Source organism: Yoonia sp. MH D7 (assembly GCF_054439475.1).
The window spans coordinates 524,027-541,113 of record NZ_JBTJCF010000001.1; the positions used below are offsets into that span (position 1 = coordinate 524,027).

Annotated in this window: 19 protein-coding genes; 11 read left to right on the forward strand and 8 right to left on the reverse strand. The window is 55.7% G+C overall.

Features of this window, described 5'->3' with window-relative positions; translation table 11 throughout:
• Positions 1-18: 18 nt before the first annotated feature.
• Both ACXLHR_RS02525 and ACXLHR_RS02530 read right to left on the reverse strand, forming a co-directional pair.
• Positions 19-693, reverse strand: coding sequence for a P-loop NTPase family protein (locus ACXLHR_RS02525; protein ID WP_458789972.1), 675 nt, complete (start codon positions 691-693; stop codon positions 19-21).
• On the reverse strand, positions 694-1,752 hold the full coding sequence (locus ACXLHR_RS02530; RefSeq protein WP_458792452.1) for an AI-2E family transporter: 1,059 nt from the start codon (positions 1,750-1,752) through the stop codon (positions 694-696). It lies immediately after the preceding gene.
• Between the two features lie 144 nt (positions 1,753-1,896).
• Here ACXLHR_RS02530 and proS point away from each other — a divergent pair, with 144 nt between their 5' ends.
• From proS to ACXLHR_RS02565, 7 genes are all read left to right on the forward strand, one after another.
• The gene (proS, locus tag ACXLHR_RS02535) at positions 1,897-3,234 is read left to right on the forward strand and encodes a proline--tRNA ligase (RefSeq protein WP_458789973.1); all 1,338 of its coding nucleotides are present in this window, start codon (positions 1,897-1,899) and stop codon (positions 3,232-3,234) included.
• Positions 3,235-3,386: 152 nt separating this feature from the next.
• A complete protein-coding gene (locus ACXLHR_RS02540; RefSeq protein ID WP_458789974.1) occupies positions 3,387-3,977 on the forward strand; it encodes a DUF2937 family protein in 591 nt (196 codons plus the stop codon).
• Positions 3,978-4,048: 71 nt separating this feature from the next.
• A complete protein-coding gene (locus ACXLHR_RS02545; RefSeq protein WP_458789975.1) occupies positions 4,049-5,332 on the forward strand; it encodes a lipoprotein-releasing ABC transporter permease subunit in 1,284 nt (427 codons plus the stop codon).
• Positions 5,325-6,008, forward strand: coding sequence for an ABC transporter ATP-binding protein (locus ACXLHR_RS02550; protein ID WP_458789976.1), 684 nt, complete (start codon positions 5,325-5,327; stop codon positions 6,006-6,008). Before ACXLHR_RS02545 ends, ACXLHR_RS02550 begins: the two co-directional genes overlap by 8 nt.
• A gap of 82 nt (positions 6,009-6,090) precedes the next feature.
• The gene (locus ACXLHR_RS02555) at positions 6,091-6,516 is read left to right on the forward strand and encodes a hypothetical protein (protein WP_458789977.1); all 426 of its coding nucleotides are present in this window, start codon (positions 6,091-6,093) and stop codon (positions 6,514-6,516) included.
• A 99-nt stretch (positions 6,517-6,615) separates the two neighbouring features.
• Positions 6,616-7,254, forward strand: a complete 639-nt coding sequence (locus ACXLHR_RS02560; protein WP_458789978.1) for a DUF3047 domain-containing protein — start codon at positions 6,616-6,618, stop codon at positions 7,252-7,254.
• Positions 7,255-7,326: 72 nt separating this feature from the next.
• A complete protein-coding gene (locus ACXLHR_RS02565) occupies positions 7,327-7,716 on the forward strand; it encodes a c-type cytochrome (protein ID WP_458789979.1) in 390 nt (129 codons plus the stop codon).
• A gap of 181 nt (positions 7,717-7,897) precedes the next feature.
• Here the strand turns inward: ACXLHR_RS02565 and ACXLHR_RS02570 are convergent, their stop codons facing one another.
• Together ACXLHR_RS02570 and ACXLHR_RS02575 are read right to left on the reverse strand one after the other, a co-directional pair.
• Positions 7,898-9,856, reverse strand: a complete 1,959-nt coding sequence (locus ACXLHR_RS02570; RefSeq protein ID WP_458789980.1) for a DNA gyrase/topoisomerase IV subunit B — start codon at positions 9,854-9,856, stop codon at positions 7,898-7,900.
• A 221-nt stretch (positions 9,857-10,077) separates the two neighbouring features.
• Positions 10,078-10,719 carry a TIGR02453 family protein gene (locus ACXLHR_RS02575; protein WP_458789981.1) on the reverse strand — a complete coding sequence of 214 codons (642 nt, stop codon included), beginning with the start codon at positions 10,717-10,719 and terminating at the stop codon, positions 10,078-10,080.
• 52 nt (positions 10,720-10,771) lie between these two features.
• Between ACXLHR_RS02575 and ACXLHR_RS02580 the strand changes: the two genes are divergently transcribed.
• Entirely contained in the window at positions 10,772-12,151 is a 1,380-nt protein-coding gene (locus ACXLHR_RS02580) for an MATE family efflux transporter (RefSeq protein WP_458789982.1), read from the forward strand.
• Here the strand turns inward: ACXLHR_RS02580 and ACXLHR_RS02585 are convergent.
• From ACXLHR_RS02585 to ACXLHR_RS02595, 3 genes are all read right to left on the reverse strand, one after another.
• Complete coding sequence (locus ACXLHR_RS02585) at positions 12,117-13,325, reverse strand: aminotransferase-like domain-containing protein (RefSeq protein ID WP_458789983.1); 1,209 nt, start codon at positions 13,323-13,325, stop codon at positions 12,117-12,119. The genes ACXLHR_RS02580 and ACXLHR_RS02585 overlap by 35 nt on opposite strands.
• 66 nt (positions 13,326-13,391) lie before the next feature.
• Positions 13,392-13,814 (reverse strand): hypothetical protein, encoded by a 423-nt coding sequence (locus ACXLHR_RS02590; protein WP_458789984.1) that lies wholly within the window; start codon positions 13,812-13,814, stop codon positions 13,392-13,394.
• Positions 13,815-13,821: 7 nt separating this feature from the next.
• Complete coding sequence (locus tag ACXLHR_RS02595) at positions 13,822-15,024, reverse strand: pyridoxal phosphate-dependent aminotransferase (RefSeq protein WP_458789985.1); 1,203 nt, start codon at positions 15,022-15,024, stop codon at positions 13,822-13,824.
• A gap of 91 nt (positions 15,025-15,115) precedes the next feature.
• Between ACXLHR_RS02595 and ACXLHR_RS02600 the strand changes: the two genes are divergently transcribed.
• From ACXLHR_RS02600 to ACXLHR_RS02610, 3 genes are all read left to right on the forward strand, one after another.
• Positions 15,116-15,505, forward strand: a complete 390-nt coding sequence (locus ACXLHR_RS02600) for a helix-turn-helix domain-containing protein (RefSeq protein WP_458792453.1) — start codon at positions 15,116-15,118, stop codon at positions 15,503-15,505.
• Positions 15,502-15,774 (forward strand): succinate dehydrogenase assembly factor 2, encoded by a 273-nt coding sequence (locus tag ACXLHR_RS02605; RefSeq protein WP_458789986.1) that lies wholly within the window; start codon positions 15,502-15,504, stop codon positions 15,772-15,774. The genes ACXLHR_RS02600 and ACXLHR_RS02605 overlap by 4 nt, the downstream gene beginning before the upstream one ends.
• A gap of 79 nt (positions 15,775-15,853) precedes the next feature.
• Entirely contained in the window at positions 15,854-16,372 is a 519-nt protein-coding gene (locus tag ACXLHR_RS02610) for a MarR family winged helix-turn-helix transcriptional regulator (protein ID WP_458789987.1), read from the forward strand.
• Here the strand turns inward: ACXLHR_RS02610 and ACXLHR_RS02615 are convergent.
• Positions 16,311-17,081: a DUF1194 domain-containing protein gene (locus ACXLHR_RS02615; RefSeq protein WP_458789988.1), complete on the reverse strand. Its 771-nt coding sequence runs from the start codon at positions 17,079-17,081 to the stop codon at positions 16,311-16,313. The two genes, ACXLHR_RS02610 and ACXLHR_RS02615, sit on opposite strands and share 62 nt — an antisense overlap.
• Between the last annotated feature and the right edge of the window lie 6 nt (positions 17,082-17,087).

The following is a 17,087-nucleotide window of genomic DNA, read 5'->3' on the forward strand; positions in this document are numbered from 1 at the left end:
TTATGACTGTTATCGCCCTTAGTGGTCCGCTTTGTCCAGCAGTCCCGCAGCGAGCGCACGGTTTATGGGCCGACCCTGCGCCATGCTAGCCGCGTCAAGGCGGGCGACGACCTGTGCTGCGGCCGCAAATGACCGCTCGATGCGCGGCACCAGATAATTGACAAGGCTGATCGGCGGCATGATTTGACGATCCGCGAGCAGCTTCATGATCAGAGCGGCAAGCAGTGCATCATCGGGATTATCAATTGCAATCAGTGTTGTGGCCTGCATCCGGCTTGCAAGATCGGGCAGTGTCAGGGGCCAGCGGCCAGGCGGGGTGCGGGCCGTCATCAACAGATGCCCGCCGGTGTTGCGCAGATGGTTGTGCAAGTGGAACATAAACTCGTTTGCGATAGGGGGAAGTTGGTCCATGTCTTCGACCACGATATTTGCACCTGCATCGGGCAGCGCATCGGATAAGGCATCAAGCAGGGTGGTGGCGGACAGGTGCGTGGCGTCCATCTGCGTTGCAAAAACGCGGGCCAAATGGCTTTTGCCAGCACCTTTCGCGCCTGTCACGATCAGCTTGCGTTCTGGCCAGGTCTGGGGCGCTTGCAGCATCGCGTAAGCTTGCGTGTTTGCATCAGACACAAAAAAGTCCGCGGCCCCCAATGCCACGCCCATTGGCCAGTCAAAGGTTAATTGCTCGGCCATTCAGATGCCCGTCTGGCCGCGATAAAGCTGGCTGTCTTTGTATTGTTCAATGGCATAGCGGATCAAAACGCCCATCACAGCCGCAAGCGGCACGGCGACCAGCATACCGACAAAACCGAAAAGCGAGCCGAACACAGACAGCGCAAACAGTAGCCAGACAGGGTGCAATCCGATCGAGTTGCCGACCAGTTTTGGCGTCAAAATATTGCCCTCGAAGAATTGCCCAAGCGCGAAAATAACCGCGACCAACCCGATATAGAGCGGCGTGTCCCAGAATTGAAATAGCGCCAGACCAATCGCCAGCACGCCGCCGACAAGAGCGCCAACATAGGGAATGAACGAAATTAAACCTGCGATGAAACCGACCACAAGGCCGAAATTCAAACCTGCCAACATAAGCGCAATCGCGTAATAGCTGCCCAAAATCAGGCAAACGGTGCCTTGTCCGCGAAGGAAAGAGGCCAGCGTCGTGTCGATCTCTCTGGCCAGTTTACGCACAACGATAACGTGGTCGCGCGGCAACATGCTATCAATCCTGGCGGTCATTTTGTCCCAATCAAGCAGCAGATAAAACGCCACCACAGGCACTACCACCAGTAGAATCACGACGTTGATCAGTCCCAGCGCCGAGGACACCAGCCCGTTAACCACATCACCACCCTTGGATTGGATGGTCTCACCGATGGCGATCAACTGTTGGCGGATCGTGCTATCGGCATCGAGAAGTTGCGGGAACCGCTCGGTCAGGAACGTTTGCAGCTGGTTGAACAAGGTCGGAGCGGTGTCGATCAGGGCTGTGGTTTCCTTAATCAGCGTCGGGATCACCAGCAAAATCAGCAGCACAAATATCAATGCCGCAACAAGCGTTATGACGGCCACCGATACGATCCGGCTAAGCCCTAAACGCTGTAGCCGGTCGGCCACAGGGTCGAGAAGATAGGCAATCGCACCGCCCAGAATGAACGGCAAAATAACATTGCCAAGTAACCACAACGTCACCAGCAGCACGGCAATCACCACGCCCCAGTATTTCGCCTGATCTTTCACGGGTAGCGCCATGGTGAACCTCACTGGTTAAGTTCTGCTTTAGATGGGCGAAATATGCGATTTCCGCAAGGCCCGCGCGGGATGTATGCTTGCCAGCGCGTCAACGGCCCCCTAAACCGTTGATCAATCATTAATTTGCCAAAGGCCCCTTATCCCATGCGTATGAGCCGTTATTTCCTGCCCGTCCTCAAAGAAACCCCGCGCGAGGCGCAGATCGTGTCGCACCGTTATATGTTGCAAGCGGGCATGATGAAACAGTCCAGTGCTGGGATTTATTCGTGGTTGCCGCTGGGGTTTAAGGTCTTGAAAAAGATCGAAAATATCGTGCACGAAGAGCAGGCGCGCGCGGGCCATCATGCGATGTTGATGCCCACGATTCAATCTGCTGATCTGTGGCGCGAGAGCGGCCGTTATGATGCGTATGGCGACGAAATGCTGCGCATCAAGGATCGCAGCGGCCGTGATATGCTGTTCACGCCGACTGCCGAGGAACTGGTGACCGATATTTTCCGCGCGCATGTGAATAGCTATAAGGACCTGCCGCTGACGTTGTATCAGATCCAGTGGAAATTCCGTGACGAGGTACGTCCGCGTTTTGGCGTGATGCGGGGCCGCGAGTTTTATATGAAAGACGGCTATAACTTTGATTTGACGAAGGAAGATGCGCTGCATGCGTATAATCGTCATTTGGTCAGCTATCTGCGCACTTACGAGCGGATGGGGCTAAAGGCGATTCCGATGCGCGCTGATTCTGGCCCGATCGGTGGCGAGGACACACACGAGTTTCTGGTGCTGGCCGAGACGGGCGAGAGCGAGGTGTTCTACGATAGCGCCGTGACCGATCTGACGTTTGGTGACCGCGAGATCGATTTTGATGACCACGCGGCCTGTGCGGCGGTGATGGAAGAATTTACCAGCAAATACGCGCGCACGGACGAAACCCACGACGAGGCGCTGTTTAATGAGGTGCCGGAAGAACGCCGCAAAACCGCGCGCGGCATCGAAGTCGGGCAAATCTTCTACTTTGGCACCAAGTATTCCGAGGCTTTGAACGCGGCTGTGGACAACGGCAAAGGCGAAAAAGTGAACGTGCATATGGGCAGCCACGGCATTGGTGTGTCTCGGTTGTTGGGCGCGATTATCGAGGCTAGTCACGACGATAAGGGCATTATCTGGCCTGAAGGTGTCACGCCTTTCCATGTCGGTATCCTGAACATGAAATCGGGAGACGCAGCTGCGGACGCTGCTTGCGAAGACCTGTATCAGCAGTTCATCGCACTTGGTCTGGACCCGCTATACGATGACCGCGACGAGCGGGCAGGCGCGAAGTTTGGCACAATGGATATGATCGGCCTGCCTTGGCGGATCACAATTGGTCCGCGCGGGTTGAAGAATGGCGTCGTTGAGGTGACCTCGCGCCGCACCGGCGAGAGCGAGGAAATGTCTCCGGCAGACGCTGTTGCCAAGATTGCGGCGATCTACGCCGCGCTTTAAGTAACTTTGTGCAGTGCGGCCTGCGTGTTCGTCGCAGGCCGCTTTGTGCGTTCTTTGCCGACAGCCACACCACGCATAAATTCAGAGTCCCGCCGCGACTTCAGACGTGTTAAACAGGCAAAAAGCGGGACAAAAACGCGAGGCGCAGGCAGATGTTCAAGGTATTATCCATCATTGGTGGGCTGGCAGGAGCGGCGGGGCTGTCGCAATACCCCGAGTTTTCACAGCAATATACCCAACGATTGGCAGGGCAGGTCGATGCGCTTTCGGTCGTGGTGGCGGATTTCGAGGCTTCGGCGCTGCGCTCTGGCCTGACACGCACCCAAGCGTTTGAACAGATGGTTGGGACGCAGTTTTTGATGGATCGCCAAACGGATATGCGCCGCACTTTTGCACGTCATGCGGTGCTGTCTGACAATCTTGCCACGCTGCGAGAGGCCTCGGCGCTAGAACGTTTGACGATGCCGCAGCGCTTGATGGACGGCGATACGCTTGCAAAAACTTGGGGCGATTTTCAACCTGCGGTGCCGCTTACTGTGTCTGGCGTCGTCGCGGGTGGGGCCGGGTTCTTCGGCGGTTGGATTTCCGTGGCCGCGCTGCTGGCGCTTGCTGGCGGCTTTTTGAGCAGACGACCAAAGGCTGCCGCTAGCAAAACCCCAATCCGCACAGAACCCGCATTGCGCAAGGCACCAGACCTCGCCCCCGCCAAATCAAACATGCAACCGCTGGTCGGGCGGCGCTAGTCACGCAAGGGTCACTTGACCATTTTCAACATGCGCCCCAGTTTAGGCGGGCAAGCAAAATAGGACGAAACATGGCCAGCACTGCCCCCTTTGCCAAATTCGAATGGATGATCGCATGGCGCTATATCCGCGCCAAACGTGCCGAGGGTGGGGTCAGCGTGATGACGTGGATCTCTTTGATTGGTGTGACTTTAGCGGTTTTTGCACTCATCGCGACCTTGGCTGTGCGCTCGGGGTTTCGGGCGGAATTCGTTGATACGATCCTTGGCTCTAACGCCCATGTAACGGTCTACAAACGCACGCCCATCGATGGCACAAATCAAACATTACGCACGATTTCAGACTATGACGTATTGGCTGCTGAGATCCTTGATGTAGAGGGCGTGATCCGCGCGGCGCCCCTTGTGCGCGGGCAGGTGATGGCGAACAATCAAAACCAGAACGCTGGTATCGAAGTCTACGGAATTACGCTTGAAAACCTCGCGACGATCCCGCGCATTGCGGACCCAATGAACGCCCTGGGCGATATCAACCGCTTTAATGAAGGCATTGCAATCGGGTCGGGTGTCGCGCGAGAATTGGGCGTCAATGTCGGCGATAAAATCAAGGTGATCAGCCCCAATGGCGTGCGCACCGCGATGGGCACCAGCCCGCGCACCAACGCCTACGAGGTGGTTTATATATTTACCGCAGGGCGCTACGATATCGACAAAACGCGGGTTTATATGCCGTTAGCCGAGGCGCAAAACTTTTTTAATCGCGATGGGTTAGTGGACGAAATTGAAGTGATGGTCGAGGTACCTGACGACGTCGACAACGTACTGCCAGATGTTTTGAGTATCGGCGGCGATGGCACCTTAGTCTGGACATGGCGCGACAGTGCGGGGTCTTTTTTACGCGCACTCACGGTAGAGGACAACGTGATGTTTATCATCTTGTCGATCCTCGTTTTGATCGCGTCGATGAACATCATTTCAGGGCTGATTATGCTCGTCAAAAACAAGGGCCGCGATATTGGTATCCTGCGCACAATGGGCCTGACCGAAGGGTCAATCTTGCGGATTTTCTTTATTTGCGGGGCAGGGATAGGGACGTTTGGCACGATATTAGGTGTGATTTTGGGCTGTCTATTTGCGCTTTATATCGACCCGATTTTCAGCTTTGTGAACTATGTTGCGGGCGGTGGCGTTTGGGATCCGTCGATCCGCGGCATCTATGAATTGCCCGCAGAACTACGGCTGAATGATGTGTTGAAATCCGTCAGCCTTTCGCTGGGGCTGTCGTGGATTATCACCATTTTCCCTGCGCGCCGTGCGGCTCGTATGAACCCTGTTGAGGCATTGCGTTATGAATGATCTGACCCTTGATGTCGCTGGCATAACTAAGGCCTATAATACGGGCAAACCCAATGCTGTGAACGTGCTACAGGGCATTGATTTGCAAGTGAAAAAAGGTGAAATTGTAGCTCTTGTTGCGCCGTCAGGTGCTGGTAAATCGACCCTGCTGCATATCGCCGGTCTGCTCGATACGCCGGACGCGGGGACTGTGGCGATTGGTGGGCGTGACATGACACGGCTGAATGATCGCAAACGGACTGCCGTGCGCCGTGCCGAGGTTGGTTTCATCTATCAGTTTCACCACTTGCTGCCCGAATTTACAGCGATCGAGAATATCGTTCTGCCGCAACTTGCCAATGGCGTGGCGGAAGCTGCCGCCAATGCGCGCGCGCGTGAATTGCTGGGCCGCGTTGGTATTGAGGCCCGCGCCGATCACCGACCCGCCGCATTGTCTGGTGGAGAGCAACAGCGGGTCGCGTTTTGTCGCGCTTTGGCGAACCAGCCGACCTTGCTTTTGGCGGATGAGCCGACCGGAAACCTCGACCCTGAAACCTCGGACCGTGTGTTTGATGCCTTGATGGAACTGGTGCGTGGCACCGGCCTAACCGCCGTGATCGCCACCCATAATCTGGAACTTGCCGGTCGCATGGACCGCATGGTGCGCTTGACGGCTGGTAAGCTTGAGCAGCTGTGAAAAATGCGGCGCAAGGTTCGATTCAACGGTTTTAGCAAGCTCTGAAGTGAAGGCGGCGGCATAGCCGGTAAAAGGAATTCATATGCTTTGCACCGTTCTCGCGATGTTTGTGGCGACCGCCTGCAACGACCGCCGTGATGCACCGGTTGATGTGCCGCATATCATTCGTAATGACGGCGGCGGGCAGCTCATTAGCGCCGAGGCGGATCGCGCGCGGTTACTGGCATGGGGCAAACCGGTCGAGATCCACGGCACTTGTGCGTCTGCCTGCGTGATCTTCACGACCTTGCCGAATGCCTGCGTGCGTCCCGATGCGCGGATCGGGTTTCATGGGTCGAACGTGAATATCGGCCCGATCGGTAACCAGCAAATGGCCCGCTACATGCGTGGCGCTGCAAAAACCAGATACCTTGCCGAATGGCAGTATATCCCGCCGACAGAAATCCATTGGATTGACGCGCAGGAATACCAGCGGCTTGATCCGGATGTGAAACTCTGTGCGCCTTGACGGCGGGCTGACAATTGCGTGACTGGTGCCAACTATCTGACCGTAACCGCCACGGATCAGCTATTCTTTCTCTAATATTTTTCAAAAAGGGTCTGATCCATGCGTTATTTTCTGTCTGCTGCTCTTATTCTCGCGACGTCCGCTGTCACGGCCGGCCCGGTCAGTTTTTCCAGCGGGTGGTCCGAGCAGAAGCTTTCTTTGTTTTCGTCAAACGATTACAGCTTCGGCGAAACGCTATCTATGACGTCGAACGGCTCGGTCAGCATCGCGTGGTCGCGCGTTGACCCATCCAATTGGGATGCGAATTCTGCGTCTTGGGCGTGGACTGTTAACCAGTCTGTGCCAGCCACCGACCTGTCGCGTAAAGGTGGCGATGACCGTAATATTTCGCTTTATTTCGTTTTCGTGCCGGCTGACGTTGCACCGACGTTGAACGGGGCAGGCATCCGCTCACTCTTGGGCCGCGATGACGTGCGGGTGATCCAATACGCTTGGGGCGGCAATAACGCCATTGGCGCGGTGATCGCGTCGCCTTACGGAAAATCCGGCACAGGTGTGACCATCCCGTTGCGCCAAGCGGGTACAGGCAGCGCGTCAGAACGCGTCGATCTTGCCGCTGACTATGCGCGGGCGTTTGGCGGGCAAAAGGGCTCGCTGATCGGGCTCGCGGTTTCGGGCGACAGCGATGATACGGCATCGGTCATTTCGGCGGCTATCGGCAACCTTTCTCTCAACTGATTGATCGACATCATAGTCAAACCAGCCTACCTCCGCTAATGTGAAGAAAACATGAAGCGGAGGCCGACCCCCATGAAAAAATTGAGCATCATCGCAGTACTTGCCCTAAGCGCCTGCATCGACACACCCGAACCGCAAAGCGGCAAGCAGGCGTTCATGGAGAATTGTGCATCTTGTCATGGGGTTGACGCGAAAGGCGGCGGCGAGATGGCTGCTGGCCTGATTATAATGCCACCGGATCTGACCAAATTGAGTCAAAGCAACGGCGGTGTTTTCCCTAGCGATTATATTATGTCGACCATCGACGGGCTCGACCGTGGCACACATTTTTCAGATGCGATGCCAGAGTTCGGGGCAGGGGATATGGGCGATACGGTGATCGTCGAGAAAGACGGATTAGGGACGCCCGTGCCGCGTGAACTGCTCGCCTTGACCGAGTATTTGGAAGCGGTTCAGGAATAATCCCGTAGGGTGCGCGTTTATGCGCACCATTTTCGGCAATCACAAGAAAGGTGCGCATGAACGCGCACCCTACGACCGACAGAAATTACCGAGCTTAAAACGGCTATTGTCAATAAAATCGCGATGATTAGTGACTTTGTTTCTCGAGATCTCGAATTTCAGATATCAGCGAAACGTTCATCTAAACATCCAACTCCTCAACAAACTGCGCGTTTTCTTGGATGTATTGATACCTTAACTCAGGCTTTTTCCCCATCAGACGTTCCACCAAATCCGCGGTATCACCCGGTTCGTCGTCGACGATTGTGACGCGGATGAGCTTGCGGGTTTTGGGGTCCATGGTGGTTTCTTTAAGGTCTTTGGCGTCCATTTCGCCCAAGCCTTTAAAACGCTGCACGTCGATTTTGCCTTTGCCACCAAGTCCTTTTTCCATCGCTTCGTTTTTCGCGGCATCATCGGTCACATACAACCTATGCGCGCCTTGGGTGAGGCGGTAAAGCGGCGGGCAGGCGAGGTAGAGGTGGCCGTTGTCGATCAGCGGGCGCATCTGGCTAAAGAAGAATGTCATCAGCAGCGCTGCGATATGTGCGCCGTCGACATCCGCGTCGGTCATGATGATGATTTTCTCGTAGCGCAGGTCATCGACGTTGAATTTGGTGCCCATACCAACACCCAATGCTTCGCAGAGATCGTTGATTTCCTGGTTGGTGTTAATCTTGCTAGAGGCGGCGCCTAACACATTGAGGATTTTACCTTTTAGCGGCAGCAAAGCTTGGTTCACGCGGTTGCGCGCGCCCTTGCCAGAACCACCCGCAGAGTCCCCTTCGACGATGAACAACTCGGTCCCTTCGCGGGTTTTGGACGAACAGTCGGTGAGTTTGCCGGGCAAACGCAGTTTCTTGGTCGCTGTCTTGCGCGCGGTTTCTTTTTCCATCTTGCGGCGCAGGCGTTCTTCGACCCGCAGCACAAGAAAATCAAGGATCGCGCCCGCGGCTTTCGTATCTGCGGCAAGCCAGTTATCAAAGTGGTCGCGCACAGCTAGATCAACCATACGTTGTGCGTCAGTCGTGGCCAGCCTGTCCTTGGTCTGACCTACAAACTCTGGCTCGCGAATAAAACACGACACCAGCGCACAGCCGCCCGTGGTCAAATCCTCACGGGTAATCTGCGCCGCCTTTTTATTCGACACACGCTCGCCATAAGCCTTGATCCCCTTCAGAATCGCAGACCAAAATCCCGCTTCATGCGTGCCGCCTTCAGGCGTTGGAACGGTGTTACAATACGACTGAATAAAACCGTCGCGGGCAGGGGTCCAGTTGATGGCCCATTCGACTTTGCCCGGCACCTGGAATTTATCGACAAATGACACGGTGCCTGCAAAGGGCGTGTCGGAATAGACCGTAGCTCCGCCAAGTGTGACGTTCAGGTAATCGGCCAGACCGCCCGGAAATTTGAAAGTCGCTGACAACGGGGTCTCAGAATCGTTAATCTCGGTTTTCCAGCGGATTTCGACACCCGAGAAAAGATAGGCCTTGGACCGCGCCATTTTGAACAATGTCGCTGGCTTCAACGTCAGTTTACCAAAGATTTCAGGATCGGGGTGGAACGTGACAGCCGTGCCGCGCCGGTTGGGGGCCGCGCCGATTTTCGCCAGCGGAGCTTGCGGAATGCCGCGCGAGAACTCCATCATGAACAGCTCTTTGTTGCGCGCCACTTCGACCCGCAAATGATCAGAAAGTGCGTTCACAACCGACGAGCCGACGCCGTGCAAACCACCAGAAGTCTGGTAGCTATCGCCCGAGAATTTGCCCCCTGCATTCAGGGTACAAAAGATGATTTCAAGCGCAGATTTGTTGGGCTGTTTTGGATGTGGATCGGTCGGAATGCCACGCCCGTTGTCGCGCACGGTGCAGTGACCGTTGGCGTGCAGTTCGACCTCGATCCATGTGGCATGTCCTGCCACGGCTTCATCCATCGAGTTGTCGATGATTTCCGCGACCATATGGTGCAGCGCCCGCTCGTCTTTGCCGCCAATATACATGCCGGGGCGCAGACGGACGTGCTCCATATCTTCCAAAACCTCGATCGAGGAGGCGTTGTAATCATCGGGGTTGGTCGTGGACAAAAGGTCGTTAGGCATGTGGTTTTGCTCGCTCTTTGCTTTGCCCTTATAGTGTCATCTAGGGGCAGGAGGGGCAATCGTTTGATTTGGGTCCCTTGGGCGGTTTTCCAATAAGTTGGTTTTTAGATCATTCTTCCAATCATCCGCCCAAGGACGATGTCCTCGTAAACAAACACGATTCTGTTGTTATTTTTGATCCATTCGTTTGAGCGATATTGGTATATTTTAGCTACGGTTGTTTATGCTTCGGCGATTTGGAGGAGCAGGGCGTTAAGTGGGGCCGCGTTTCGGAACGCGGTTGTGATGTCGTGGTTCAGGTTGGTGGTGGCGCTCATGTCTGTGGTCGCCACGCAGCCTTTCATGCGAAGCAGGTCGTTCGCGGGGTGGTCGGCGGGATAGCTTGCGGGCACCCGTTTCAATGCGGGGTCGCGCAGGGTAAATCCGTGATCCTGCACGTCGGCGATGATCCCCATGATCCTTTTGGTGTCGAGATCAACGAACTTGCGCCAGTCTTCCAGCACCGGTTTATCAAAGGCGGTGATTCCTGCACCTGCGGTGACATAATCGCTGCCGATCCCAAAGAAAAACACAGGCGTCTGGCGCGCGGGCGCGTCGATTTTCCACATCATATGCAGGTGGATTTTGTAAGGCGTTTTGTTTTTGGAAAACCGCACATCGCGGTGCGGGCGGAAAAGTTTTGTGCTGACAGATTCGCCTGAAATTTCGGCCAAGGTCGGCGTCAGTTGCTCTAAAATCGCCAAGGCCGCAGGTTTTAATACGTCATCATAGGTCGCGCGATTGTCTGTCCACCAGTCGCGATTGTTATTGCTGGCAAGCTGGCGGTAGAACGCTTGAGCGGCAGAAACGAGCGTATCAGACATTTGAGTGGTCTCCAGACTAGACGGCGTGGCATTTCACGCCTACTCCTTATTGATGACAAATACAGCCCAAACATATCCCGAGCACCGCAGTGCGATCCTGAAACTCGGTTTGCCGTTGATTGCCTCCAATATGGCGCAATTTGCGATCCATATGACCGACACCATTATGTTGGGTTGGTATAGCGTGACGGCCTTGGCTGCGTCGACGATTGCGACCTCGCTGTTTTTTGTGACCTTCATTGTGGGGGCGGGGTTTGCGCAGGCGGTCACGCCGATGGTCGCCAGAGCCGCAGAAGAGGGCGACGAGACCCAAGTGCGCCGCGTGACCCGCATGGGGATCTGGCTGTCGGTGATTTACGGGACGGTGTTTACACTGCCATTTTTCTGGGCAGAGCCGATCCTGCTGGCGATGGGGCAAGAGGCGGATGTCGCGGCATTAAGTCAGGATTACCTGCGCATTGTCGCATGGCAAATGGTGCCTGCGCTGTTGGTGATGACACTGAAATCCTATCTTGCGGCGCTGGAGCATACGGTGGTGATCCTGTGGGCAACCATCGGCACGGCGTTGATGAATGTGGCGGTCAACTATGCGCTTATCTTTGGCAACTGGGGTGCGCCAGAAATGGGGATCAAAGGGGCGGCAGTTGCGTCGTTGCTGGTCACAGTCGTGACGGTGATTATTTTGATCGCTTACGGGCTCTATAAATTGCCACAATATCAGCTGTTAAAGAATGTCTGGCGTAGTGACTGGGAGATTTTCAACCGTGTGTTTAAACTTGGCTATCCTATTGGCCTGACCTCATTGGCCGAGGGCGGATTGTTCACCGCGTCGGCGATTATGATGGGGTGGATTGGCGAGATCGAACTCGCAGCCCACGGCATCGCAATCCAGCTCGCCAGCCTGACATTCATGGTGCACATCGGCTTTAGTCAGGCGGCGACAGTGCGGGCAGGGCGGGCCTTGGGACGCCGCGACGAAGTGAACCTGCGGCGCGGCGCAAAAGTCGCGATAGCGCTTTCGTTTCTGTTCGCGGTCGTCACTGTGGTCATTTTTGTCGTGATCCCCGAGACGTTGATTAACGCGTTTCTTGATCCCAACGAACCGGCAAAGGATGCAATGGTAAAAGTTGGTGTGTCGTTATTGATTATGGCCGCATTGTTTCAGGTTGTGGACGCGCTACAAGTCATGGCGCTGGGGTTACTGCGCGGCGTGCAGGACACAGCCGTGCCAATGGTTATGGCCACGTTCAGCTATTGGGTCATCGGCCTGCCAGCGGGGTATATCCTTGCGTTCCACCTTGGTCTGGGTGGGGTTGGTTTGTGGCTGGGGCTGGTGATCGGGTTGACGGTGGCGGCGATCCTGATGATGTGGCGGTTCTGGGCGCGCAGTGTGAAAATCACGCGGCCGAGATCAGCGCACTCAATCGTTTGATCCCTGCATCAATTGTTGCCTCATCCACACGGCTGAAACTAAGCCGCAGGGTGTTTGTGCCTGACCCGTCGGCATAAAACGCGGACCCCGGCACAAATGCCACCCGTTCGCTTTTTAAGCTCTGCGCCAGTAGATCCGCGCCGTTCATATGTGCGGGCAATGTGACCCAGACGAACATGCCGCCCTCGGGTTTGGTCCATTCTACGCCCGATGGCATATAGGCGGCTAGCGCGCGCAGCATTGCATCGCGGCGGGCGGAATAGACCGAACGCAGTGTGGCGACGTGGCTGTCAAAGATCGTCTGTGCGACATGGTGGATCGCCATCTGGTTGATGGTCGATGAATGCAGGTCAGCGGCTTGCTTCATCAGGACCAAGCGCCCGATCACGTCTGAGTTTGCGCATATCCAGCCAACCCGCAGGCCCGGAGAAAGGGTTTTAGAAAAGCTGCCGCAATAGATCGTGCGGCACTCTTCGATGGACCCTTTGCGCGCAATTTCCAAGGCGAGCATTGGCGCGATCGCCTCACCGTCAAAACGCAGGGCTTGATAGGCGGCGTCCTCAATCACGGCGCAATCAAGATCGTCAGCGAGGGTAAGGATATTTTGACGCGCAGCCAGATCGAGTGTCTCGCCTGTCGGATTGGCAAAATCCACCGAAGCATAGGCAAATTTGACCCGTCCACCTTTGGCGCGGGCGGCGTCGGCATAATCGGCAGCGTCGCGGTTACCGTGGGCCACCAGCTTGTCATACTGCGGCTCATAGGCGTTAAACGCGCCTAATGCGCCCAAATATGTCGGCCAGCCCACCAGTGCGGTGTCGTTCGGCGAAAGCATCAGTTTACCCAAGTAATCAAGCGCTTGCTGTGATCCCGAGGTGATAAGAATGTTGTCCGCGGTGCAAGGCACGTCAATTTCCGCCATGTGCTGCGCGATCCATGTGCGCAGAGGGGCATAGCCCTCAGAAACCGAATACTGCAGCGCTTGTTCTTGCTTACCTGCACTTAATGCATCGGCAAAGGCCGCTTGAAAGGCCTGCGTCGGGAATAGGGCCGGATCGGGGATGCCGCCAGCGAACGAGATAATATCGGGCTGTTCCAGCAGCTTGAGTAATTCGCGGATTTCCGAGGCCTTCATCCGGCTCATGCGGCTCGCGAAAATTGATGTCCAATCCATTTTATGTCCTCTGCGTCGATGCGCGTGATTTAGCCCTGCAAATCACGTCAGCTCAATAAGTTTTAACTATGCGGACGGGTCCTGCTCACGCGGAGCAGTCATCCGTTCGGCTTTCTTGCGGACCAAGACGGTGCGCAGGTCATGCATCGCCATTAATAACGCATCTGTCACATCATCCAGTTGCGCCTCTGATGCCTTGGATTGCACCCATTGCGTTGTGATATTCATATAGTCCACAGCGCGGTGAATGTCGTCGATATCGCGCTGGGCCAGCAGCATCAGCCGCTTGTCGAGCCATTCCTGAATAGCAGCGATATCGTCCTGGGTCAGTGTGGCGTCACCATGTGGCTTCACCTCGCCTTTGTTGACGTTCACAAGGGCGATCTGGTCCAACTCGATGCGGCGCTGGCGGTTCTCGGTATCGACCCGAAACACCGCAGCGCCGTTCTCGCGGATCCGAAAGTAATAGTCTGGTAATTCAGAGCCCATCGGATCTCTACTTCAAGCCGGCGCAAAACGCGATAATGCGATTGCACGCCTCGGTGAGGGCCGCGTTAGAGGTCGCGTAGCTGACGCGGAAGTTCGGGGACAGGCCAAAGGCCGCGCCAAACACCACCGCCACGCCGGTCTCTTCGAGCAGCGCAGTGGCAAACACCTCGTCATCAGAGATAAAGACACCAGCCGCCGATGTTTTCCCGATGCAGCCCGCAATCGATGGATAGACATAAAATGCACCTTCGGGCGTCGGGCAAACCACGCCTTCGGCTTGGTTCAACAGGCCCACAACCAGATCACGGCGTCCTTGAAAAAGTGCGCTGTTGGGCGCGAGGAAATCCTGCGGGCCGTTGAGCGCCTCAAGTGCGGCATATTGCGAGACCGAGCATGGGTTCGAGGTGGATTGCGACTGCACCTTGCGCATCGCGTCGATCAACATCTTGGGGCCCGCCGCATAACCGATGCGCCAGCCGGTCATCGCATAGGCCTTTGACACTCCATTGACCGTCAGAGTGCGGTCATAAAGTGCCGGTTCAACCTGCGCAGGGGTGCAAAATTTGAAATCGTCGTAGGCCAGATGTTCATACATATCGTCGGTCATGATCCAGACGTGCGGGTGGCGCAGCAGCACATCGGTCAGCTCTTTCAACTCGCCCCATGTGTAGCCCGCGCCGGTTGGATTGGACGGCGAATTGAACAGAAACCATTTGGTTTTTGGCGTGATTGCGGCCTCTAGCTGATCAGCTGTGATCTTGAACCCGGCCTCTAGCTCCGCCTCGATGACAACGGGTGTGCCGCCGCCAAGCAGGACCATGTCAGGGTAGGACACCCAGTAGGGAGCAGGGATAATCACCTCGTCGCCTACGTTCAGCGTGGCGATGAATGCGTTGAATAGCACCTGCTTGCCGCCTGTGCCGACCGTCACTTGGTTGGGGGCGTAATCCAAACCGTTGTCGCGCTTGAACTTGGCGCAAATCGCCTGTTTCAATTCAGGAATGCCATCCACGGCGGTATATTTGGTCTTGCCTTGCGCAATCGCAGCCACGGCGGCATCTTTGATATTCTGCGGCGTGTCGAAATCCGGCTCGCCCGCGCCCAAACCGATCACATCACGTCCAGCGGCCTTCAACTCTTGGGCTTTTGTCGTCACCGCAATCGTTGGCGAAGGTTTTACGCGGTCGAGTGTCGCAGATAGGAAAGTCATGGGATACATCCAGTGGATAAATTCAACTTATCATGTCATATGATGGGCAAGGTATTCGTGGCAAGGAAAAGGACGTATAATCATGACTTCAATGGGTGACAACGGCTGGTATAGCGAAAATGCCGCAACCTTCGGCGACCGACTGGCAGGCGCGCGCGATGCCGCTGGGATGAGCCAGAAAAACCTTGCGACAAAGATCGGCGTCAAAGTCAGCACGTTAGACGCATGGGAAAACGATCTACGCGAACCGCGCGCGAACCGGTTGCAGATGCTTTCGGGGATGCTGAATGTCTCGTTGCGCTGGCTTTTGACCGGTGTAGGCGCAGGCCCCGACGGCCCTGACATTGAAACCCCGATTGCCGCTGACGTGAATGCGGTGCTGGTTGAGATGCGCGTTGTGCGCACGCAAATGGCCGAAGCCGCGGTGAAACTTGGCCAGCTGGAAACTCAATTGCGGCACCTCTTGAAGGCGACATCATGACCGAACCACGCGAAACGGCGATCAAGCGGTTGCGGATGCGGTCGATGCGGCGCGGGATCAAGGAAATGGACCTGATCCTGTCCGCTTTTGCCGAGACAGCCCTGTCGGATATGGACGCGGCAGCGCTTGCGCATTACGACGACCTGCTCGAAGAAAACGATCATGACATCTACGCTTGGGTCTCGGGACAGTTTCCCACGCCCGAAAATTACCTTGCTTTGGTCACGCAAATCGCTGCGGGTGCAAAAGGGGTCTCTCGCCCTGTTTAAAATTACCCGATCAACTTAACCGAATTTTTGTTATTTTGCTTCAATCCTGTCTCCAAACAGTCATATCCGGAGATTAAAGATGAGCATTCATTCAGACGTTACACCACCCAAGACCGAAGACAGCACCGCACATGCGGCGGCTTTCATGAACAGTTACCTCGACAGCCTGACCTTGGTTGAACGATTGCACCGGCTCTTGCTGGACGTGATAAAAGACGAATTCGAACGTGTCGGCATGCTGGAAATTAACGCCGTGCAGGCGCTTTTGCTGTTCAACGTCGGCGATAACGAAGTGACCGCCGGCGAGTTGAAATCGCGCGGCTATTACCAAGGGTCCAATGTTAGCTATAACCTGAAAAAACTGGTTGATACGGGGTTCATGCACCATAACCGCTCTGAAATCGACCGGCGTTCTGTGCGGGTGAGCCTGACCGCCAGGGGGCGCGAAGTGCGTAAAATTGTAGGGACTTTGTTTGCGACCCATGCCGCAGGACTGATGTCGCGCGGTGTGCTTGATCATCAGGGGATCGAAGATATCACCAGTTCGCTGCGCCGTGTAGAGCGGTATTGGACCGAACAAATTCGCTATATCTACTGATCTGCGCAGGCTGGATTCTCGGTGCTTCGCTTAACGCCAGCGCTTGCAGTTCGCGCAATAGTTTACGTTCCATCGCATCGGCGTAATCATCGAACCCTAGCGCGGTTTCGACGAATGCACCTGTGCCACGAATGACATAGGCGGTGAAATAGGACGATAATTCGTTGATGTCATCACGCGCGAGATCCCCGACCACTAGCGCGTTGATAATCACATCATCGGGAATGCGGGCAGGGGGCAAATCCTGCGGACGCGGCCCTGTATTTGCAGGGCCATCACCCGAAATATCCAAGGTGCGCCGCCAACAGGTCTGGCGCATCTCAAGCAGGGCCACACCAAACTGCATCGCAGAACCAATCGCAGTGGTAAGGTCCCCCGTCACACGCGGCTGGCTGCGCAGCTGGCCTATGACCTTTTCCAAAGCAGCGGCATCACTGATTGTGATCCACGGCTGCACAATGATCTGATGGGCGGGGCCGCTCCATTCGAACACGGCAATATCGGTCGGCGCGACCGCTTTGGACAGTAAAACTGCACTGACCGCAGGCGAGGAAAGGGCTGTTGCCAAGCCTTCGCGCTGCAACCAATACTCTTGCGGATCAACCGACCCCGATACATCCAGTCCTATTGCCAGCGCCTGACCGCACGCCGCATCCACGGCGCCCGCCCAAACTGCCAACATCAAGGCAAGCGATTTTACCCCAGGCACCTTACC